The 7,801-nt window shown below is 35.1% G+C and carries 7 protein-coding genes and 1 riboswitch; of the genes, 5 read left to right on the top strand and 2 right to left on the bottom strand.

All coding sequences use genetic code 11. The annotated features are described in order from the left end of the window. A partial coding sequence (locus tag LDB17_RS06110; RefSeq protein WP_393924937.1) for a GNAT family N-acetyltransferase occupies window positions 1-242 on the top strand: 242 nt, incomplete at its 5' end. A 201-nt stretch (window positions 243-443) separates the two neighbouring features. Here LDB17_RS06110 and LDB17_RS06105 read toward each other — a convergent pair. Together LDB17_RS06105 and LDB17_RS06100 are read right to left on the bottom strand one after the other, a co-directional pair. Next, the gene (locus LDB17_RS06105; RefSeq protein WP_252637390.1) at window positions 444-1,316 is read right to left on the bottom strand and encodes an endonuclease/exonuclease/phosphatase family protein; all 873 of its coding nucleotides are present in this window, start codon (window positions 1,314-1,316) and stop codon (window positions 444-446) included. A 199-nt stretch (window positions 1,317-1,515) separates the two neighbouring features. Then, window positions 1,516-2,859, bottom strand: coding sequence for a cobyrinate a,c-diamide synthase (locus tag LDB17_RS06100; RefSeq protein ID WP_252637523.1), 1,344 nt, complete (start codon window positions 2,857-2,859; stop codon window positions 1,516-1,518). Window positions 2,860-2,927: 68 nt separating this feature from the next. Beyond that, window positions 2,928-3,124: riboswitch (cobalamin riboswitch) on the top strand. Between the two features lie 48 nt (window positions 3,125-3,172). Between LDB17_RS06100 and LDB17_RS06095 the strand changes: the two genes are divergently transcribed. The 4 genes from LDB17_RS06095 to LDB17_RS06080 all read left to right on the top strand — a co-directional run. After that, entirely contained in the window at window positions 3,173-5,368 is a 2,196-nt protein-coding gene (locus LDB17_RS06095; protein ID WP_252637388.1) for a TonB-dependent receptor, read from the top strand. A gap of 8 nt (window positions 5,369-5,376) precedes the next feature. Continuing rightward, window positions 5,377-6,507: an ABC transporter substrate-binding protein gene (locus LDB17_RS06090; protein ID WP_252637387.1), complete on the top strand. Its 1,131-nt coding sequence runs from the start codon at window positions 5,377-5,379 to the stop codon at window positions 6,505-6,507. Next, on the top strand, window positions 6,504-7,439 hold the full coding sequence (locus tag LDB17_RS06085; RefSeq protein ID WP_252637385.1) for a sirohydrochlorin cobaltochelatase: 936 nt from the start codon (window positions 6,504-6,506) through the stop codon (window positions 7,437-7,439). Before LDB17_RS06090 ends, LDB17_RS06085 begins: the two co-directional genes overlap by 4 nt. Window positions 7,440-7,488: 49 nt before the next feature. Beyond that, window positions 7,489-7,801: TonB-dependent receptor plug domain-containing protein (locus LDB17_RS06080; RefSeq protein ID WP_393924936.1), on the top strand; the 313-nt coding region annotated here is incomplete at its 3' end.

Below are 7,801 nucleotides of genomic sequence, written 5' to 3'. Positions count from 1 at the left end.
ATGGCGAGATTGTAAAGTCTAAACGTCCCATTCTCAAGAATGCAGATGTTATTGGATGGTTTAATGATGATCAGCTAATCTCTCAATTATGTATTTATCCCTGTCAAGTAAATATTCATGGGAAAATATTTTCAATGGGAGGGTTAACAGGAGTAGGTACATATCCTGAATATGCAAACCTTGGTTTGATGAATGATCTCATAAAATCAGGTCTAGAAATACATAACGCAACAATTCATTAAATTGGTCTATATATTCTAAGCCAAAAGGTTTTAAGATTAAACGCTCCCTTATTTTATTTCTTTCCATAACTGGAATTATGTTATTTATAAAAGGTCTTAAGTTTTCTTATTTAACAGGATACAGAAAAAAAATGTTTACATTATATCTATACTGTAAGAGGACAGAAATAAATATTCCGATTTCTTTCCTTTAAAATTAACCTAATTAGCCCATTCTGCATTTACTAATATCGGAAAATGATCTGAAGGAAATTTGCCGATGTTATAAGTATCAGTTAACATTCCCCATCTTTTTGTCTTAAAGTGCTTACTGAAATAGATATGATCCAATATTTCGTTGTTGCTTATAATAGCTCTATCTAAATTGTCTAATTCTTCAAGAGGCTTTCCCCAAGCATTATATGACGAGTTATTGGCATACGGTTGTTCAACATCATAATAGGTATCTCTTAAGACTTCCGAGTTATTAAGAAGCTGAGCCCAAGAACTATCCATTCCTCCATTTAGGTCTCCCATAAATATGACGGGATTATCCCCTACTATTTCTTTGATTTTAGTCAATATCAATTTACTACTTTCGTTGCGTGCATAATCTTTTTCATAATCATAATGAGCACTGAAAACGAAGAAGCTCTTGCCTGATTTGATATCCTGTAATTCAACCCATGTACAAATACGGTTGCAACAAGGAGCATCCCAACTTTTAGAAGGTACATTAGGTGTGGCAGACAACCAGAAGTCTCCATTACTCAGTACTCTGTATTTGTCTGTTTTGTAAAATATTGCGGAATGCTCCCCTTGTCCGTTACCGTCTCTTCCCTCCCCGTAATAATCATAACCGGGTAGAGCAATTTTCATATCCTTTAATTGATTCGGTAAAGCCTCCTGAGTTCCAAAGAAATCAAAGTCGTGATACTGTACTAACTTTGCAATATACGGAAAGCGATCTTTCCACATATTACCCACATCGGATGAATTGTCATTTCTAACATTATACGTTCCTACATTAAATTTTTGTGCATTTAGAGTAAAGGCAGTCATGAATAATACTGCACTAATAAAAATTTGTTTCATTATTTAATTAATTTGAGAATTAAAGGTAATAAGTAAATATAATTTCTTGATGATATATTCTCAGATTATAACTTTCTATAACGGTTTATGCAATAGAACTGATAAAAAAACTTATATATCGATACATATGATAAACTATGTTATTATGAGTTGTAACCAATCATCAGAGTTGGTGCACTTGATACAAACTACACTTTTATCACTTAAATAAATGTAACAAATTCTCCATCTCAGCCCAATATATATGAGTATATCCTGCAATTACATTTTTGTAGCGTAATAACTTTGTATCTACTGGAACCTCCTTTGCATTATACTGCTGCGTTATACTTTCCATGTTATTTTCAATATGTGAATAATGAAATTCGTGTCCTCTAATAGTTATACTATTATATTCAAATTGACGGTATCCTAATTTAAGCTTCATGTTTTCCATTGAAGCCTTTTGCTTGAAAATATCTACCATTGGATATTCTATCCCATCCTTATCTGCTATAGATGAAGACAGATACATCATTCCACCACATTCTGCAAGAATATTTCCTCCATTTTCCGCATAATCCTTAATAGCCCTATGTAGCAGTTTATTTTCGCTTAGCTGTTTTGCATATAATTCAGGATATCCTCCCGGGAAATAAACAAAATCTGACTTTGGCAAATATCTGTCTGTTAAAGGACTAAAGAAGGTCACCTCTCCTATTTTTCTTAAATATTCTATATTTTCATGATACATAAAATTGAAGGCTTCGTCGGCTGCAACTGCTATTTTCAGATTCAGAGAGGAATGTTCTTTAATTCGATGTAATTCTGGATTTCCTATTTTGACTTGCGTATATGATAGCAATTTATCAATATCAATATGTTTTTCTACAATTGATGCGGCAATATTAGCAAAGTCATCTAGAAGAAAATCTTGATCGATACTTAATCCCAAATGACGTGAAGGCACAGTCAGATTTTCATTTTTAGGCAGGTAGCCTAATGGGACTATACCGACATCGTGGCAAGCATCTGCGAGAAATTTATAATGACTTTCGGATCCAACATAGTTAAAAATTACTCCTAAGACATTTATCTTTTCATAAAATTCTTTGAATCCATACAATAACGGAGCTGCTGAATATGCCATAGATTTGGCATTTATAACCATAACAACAGGGATATTCAATAGTCCTGCAATTTCGGCACTGCTTCCTTTCATCTTGTCATATCCATCAAATAGCCCCATCACTCCTTCAGTAATACAAGCATCATTTCCTGATGCGTATTTTGAGTACAGATATCTGACGTGATTCTCTGTTGATAAGAATAAATCGAGATTAACCGACTTTTTACCTGAAGCCATATCATGATATTTGGTATCTATATAATCTGGTCCACACTTAAATGGTTGTACTTTAAGCCCTCTGTTCTTTAATGCTCTCAATAAGCCTAAAGTAACCGTTGTTTTTCCTGAACCCGAACTTGGCGCAGCTATAAGAAAGCTGGAAATCTCTTTCATGAGTAATCTGGTTTTATTTTCAGCAAAAGTATAAAAAGCCATCAATGAAATGAATTTTACCAAGAAAATATATTTTTTAAGAATTCTTTTTAATCCTATTTTTTTTCAATTACCTTTGAAGCCGCTTAGGTGATGTATTCAGACATTCGTCTGTTGCATAAAAGGGAATTCGGTCAGAATCCGAAACAGTGCCCGCTACTGTGAATTCCATAAAATTTTGAGTATCACCACTGCCACTGTCACAATGATGGGAAGGCCTCTCAAAATGGAACAAGTCAGGAAACCTGCCTAGCATAAATTAATAGATATTCCCGGGGTCAGGAATATAATTAACTAACATTATACTTCTTTTTTAATGAAACTAAGAATTATGCTAACAGCATTGCTATGCTGTATTGCAAGTATTTCGTTCGCTCAGTTGAGCTTGCGCGGAAGAGTTGTTGATGAAAATGAAAAGCCGATCGCTGGCGCCAGCGTATGGATTGAGTACACAACCATTGGAACATCCACAGATTTGAAGGGTGAGTTTAGTCTTGAAAAAATCCCGGAAGGTAATAATCTTCTAAGAATTAGTGCACTGGATTATAATGGAGCTCGTGAGACAATAAACAGATCTAATGACAACATCCTTATTCGTATGAAACATTCCCCTCTTAAACTGAATGAAGTAGTAGTAACAGGTACCGGCACAATCAACAAACTTAAAAACTCGCCCGTTGCAATAGATGTTATTTCTCAGAGGGAACTCCAAAACACGAATATTCCTACCTTCGAAAATGCCATGATTGCCTTAAATCCCTCTATGTCATTCACTCCTAATGCAATGGGTTCGTATATGCAGCTGAATGGATTAAGTAATAGATATATACTTGTGTTAGTCGATGGAAAAAAGCTTGGGGGCGATGTGGGTGGTAACGTCGATCTGAACCGCATTGATATGGGAAATATCAAGCGTATAGAAGTCTTGAAAGGAGCCGCCTCTTCTTTATATGGTTCGGATGCAATAGCTGGAGTTATTAATATTATAACCAATAAGCCAAAAGATTTGGTGAACTTCTCTACAGAGACACGCCTCTCTGAGTATGGACAATTTACTCAAAATGCTAACCTGTACTTGAATGTAGGAGGTTTCTCCTCCTCTACTTCTTTTCAGCGAAATCAGGCTGACGGTTGGCAACTTAATAAAAAGGAAATAATAAACGATGAAGAAGTAGATACGGATAAACAAGCCATGTTACGCTTCTATTCAGATGTTTTCAGCCAGCGTTTTGGTTATAAAGCGACAAAAGAATTGAGCATGTATGTAGAGGGAAGTCTTTTCGACAAAAAGTTTAAACGACCTGTAAGTGCTTATGGGTTCGATATGAAATATGTCGACTATTCGTTTGGTGCCGGTGCAAAATATTTATTGAAAAATAATGGTTTGATTTCATTAGACTGGAATACCGACCGTTTTGAATATTTTAAAGCTTACCTGAAAGAAACCAAAGACAAAAACGGTGTCACATTTATGCCGGGAGATGAAGAATTTGTGAGAAGGCAGAAGTACAATAATGTAAATTTGAAAGGTACATTCAACGCCGGAAAGTTCAATAAAGTAACTGTAGGGTCAGAGTACAAGGTAGACAACCTATATGCTCCGGCAGATAGCATCGGAGGTTCCAGAAATGTTTATACATTGGCTTTTTATGCTCAGGATGAAATAAATCTTTTCGGAAAGCTGAATATTGTTCCCGGAGTTAGATATATATACAATGAAACCTTCAAAAACAGGGTTACACCTAAAGTCAGCGCGATGTATACTCTTAATGATTTCAATTTCAGAGTATCATACGCTACAGGTTTTAAAACACCTGACTTAAAACAGTTATTCATGAAAACTGAAGTTACCAGCAAAGGTAAAACCACTTTAAGTGTAGGGAATAAAGATCTGAAGCCCGAAAGCTCAAACTATTATTCTGTCAATGCTGAATATATAAAGGATTTTCTTTCATTGGCTGTTACAGGTTATGTTAACAACCTTAAAAACAAAATCGACACATATGAAATAGAATTAACACCTGAAGAAATAGCTGAAGGATATAATAAGAAATCATCGTATCATAATATAGGTAGATCTCGTATTCAAGGTGTAGACTTTACTTTTAATTCATACCTTGGTTATAACCTTACCTTAGGAGGAGGATATAGTTATGTGAATGCTAAAGACCTAGATACAGGTAAGCGTCTTCAACGTATAAGTCGTCATACAGGAAATGTTAACCTGAATTGGTTTAAAGATTTCGGGTTATTCAAGTCAAATTTTAATTTAAACGGACGCCTGCAAAGCCGTAGATATTATGATGATGGTGATGATGCACGTGCTTATCAATTATGGAACTTTGCTACACGTCATACATTCAAGAGTATAAATGGTCTTGTATTTGAACCGGGTTTAGGTATTGAAAATATCTTTGACTTTGTAGATGATAAACCTTTCAACCGCAATTATGCGACTTTATCACCCGGACGTACATTTTATGCCAGCCTGAAAATTAAGTTTAGTAAGTAAGATTGTTTATGAAATCTTCAAACTTATTATACCTCTTTGTTTTCTGCTCAATTCTTTATTCCTGTTCTTCGATCGGGAATAAGGAGAATGAAAATATTGAAAAATATCAGCTAAGACATGCTCGTGGATTCAATGTAGAACAATATGAAGATTACAAATTGGTAACCGTACGTGACCCTTGGGATACAGTGCGTACTCTCTACCGATATATATTAATTGATCGTGATAAAGAAATTCCGACGAACCTGCCTAAAGGAACTATCGTAAAAGTACCATTGCCAACTGTGATCGCTTTTTCTACGATTCAATGTAGTATGTTGCAAGAAATAGATGAACATCATCGTATAACAGGGGTCTGTCAGGCCAAATATATAGACCTGCCTTATATCCAAGAACGATTGAAAGCCGGAAAGATTATAGATTTGGGCAGTATGCATAAACCGGATGTTGAACAATTAATCAATCTGATGCCATCTGCACTTATTGTATCAGCGATGGAAACCGGCATGGGCTATTTGGATAAGTTAAGAATTCCTATCATTGCTACTACTGACTATATGGAAGATACTGCTCTCGGTCGTGCCGAATGGATACGCTTCCATGCATTGTTTTACGGAAAAAAAGCGCTAGCCGACTCGCTTTTCCAAGAAACAGAACGCAGATACAATGAAATAAAAGATAGGGTAAAGAATGCATCTAATAAACCAACAGTATTCAACGACCTGAAATTTGGTAAAACATGGCGAATTGCTGGAGGAAAAAGCTATCTGGCAAATCTGATACGTGATGCGGGAGGCGAATACGTTTGGAATGATGATAATTCAACCGGATCGACACGCTTGTCTGCCGAAATGGTACTCGACAAAGCAGGATTGGCTGATATCTGGCTGTTGAAGTACAATCGAGAAGAAGATTTCACATATAATAGGTTGAAACAAGAAGATAAAATATATGCCCAGTTTGGTGCTTTTAATAAAAAACAGATATGGGGATGTAATACCGGCAGAGTCCATTATTTTGAGGATTTGCCGATTCATCCCGATTCTATATTGAAAGACATGGCAAAAATATTTCATCCGAATTTATTCACAGATAATAAATTAAGCTATTTCAAATCATTAGATGAAGAGATATTATGAAAAGGATTTTATTATATATTATGATACTATTTACCACTGTTGCAACATTTGCACATAGTGGAGGTAGTTACGAGTATTCTGATATTTTTAAAAGTATGCAGGCAAACGATAAAGCTGCTATTCTGATAGTTCATTTTGGTACTACTCATGACGACACTCGCGAACTGACAATAGAAGCTTTAAATAATCAGGTGAAACAAGTTTTCCCTTCCATTGAAGTAAGAGAAGCATATTCTTCACGTATTGTTATCAAAAGGCTTTCTGTACGTGGTATCTATAAAGTGAATCCATTAGAAGCTTTAAAACAACTTCATGCTGATGGATACACACATATATTAATACAGTCTTCCACTATTATCGATGGAGTGGAAATGGAATCTTTGTACAAAAATGTAGAAGATGTGAGCGGACTGTTTAAGGATGTACGTATAGGTACGCCATTGCTTTATTCTCCACAAGACTACGAAGAAGTTATAAAGGTTTTAACCGTAGAAAATAAAAAAAATGTTGCCTATATATGGGTCGGACATGGAACTTATGATGCTACTACAGCCCAATATGCGATGCTCGATTATATGCTTAAAGCGAAGGGGCATACAAACTGCTTTGTAGGAACTGTAGAAGGCTATCCCGAATTTGATGATGTTTTAGCACAATTAAAGGATTCGGGCTTGAAAGAGGTTGTTCTTATGCCATTTATGTTTGTAGCCGGAGAACATGCAAAGAATGATATTGCTGGAGATTGGGTCGAAAATCTTAAAAAAGAAGGTTTATCTGTAACTGAAAACCTTCAGGGGCTAGGAGAAAACCCTAAAATCAGGGAAATATATTTATCTCATCTACAATTTATAACTACTCATCGTAAAATCGATATAATGGAGAAAAAATCCATATATGAAAAAACGGGAGAAAAGATAACACCTGAATACTAAAGGTTTATCTATAGGACACTTAAAAAGCTAATATTTTTTACTAATGTTTATGAAACGTATACTTTATATAATAATTATCATAATATTTTCCGTAAATACTTTTGCTCAGAACAAAAGTATGACCGATACTGTATATTCTATCCAGGAAGTTGAGATACTCGGAACATCCAAAAAGAAAGTAGAGATAGGAAAACTGAATGTTCCTTTACAATATCTACCAATGTCAGTAAGTACAGTTTCTTACAAAGATCTCGAAATAAGAGGAATCTCAAATATTGAAGATGCTGTGAAATTTTTACCCGGTGTAAGAATGAATACCAGCTATGGAGCCTTTCAGACGCTCTATGTGCGAGGTATGACTT

The organism is Dysgonomonas sp. Shenzhen-Wh21 (genome assembly GCF_043392705.1).
Classification (GTDB): domain Bacteria; phylum Bacteroidota; class Bacteroidia; order Bacteroidales; family Dysgonomonadaceae; genus Dysgonomonas.
The sequence above is the reverse complement of the archived record's forward strand: the minus strand, read 5'-3'. Positions and strand labels throughout refer to the sequence as shown.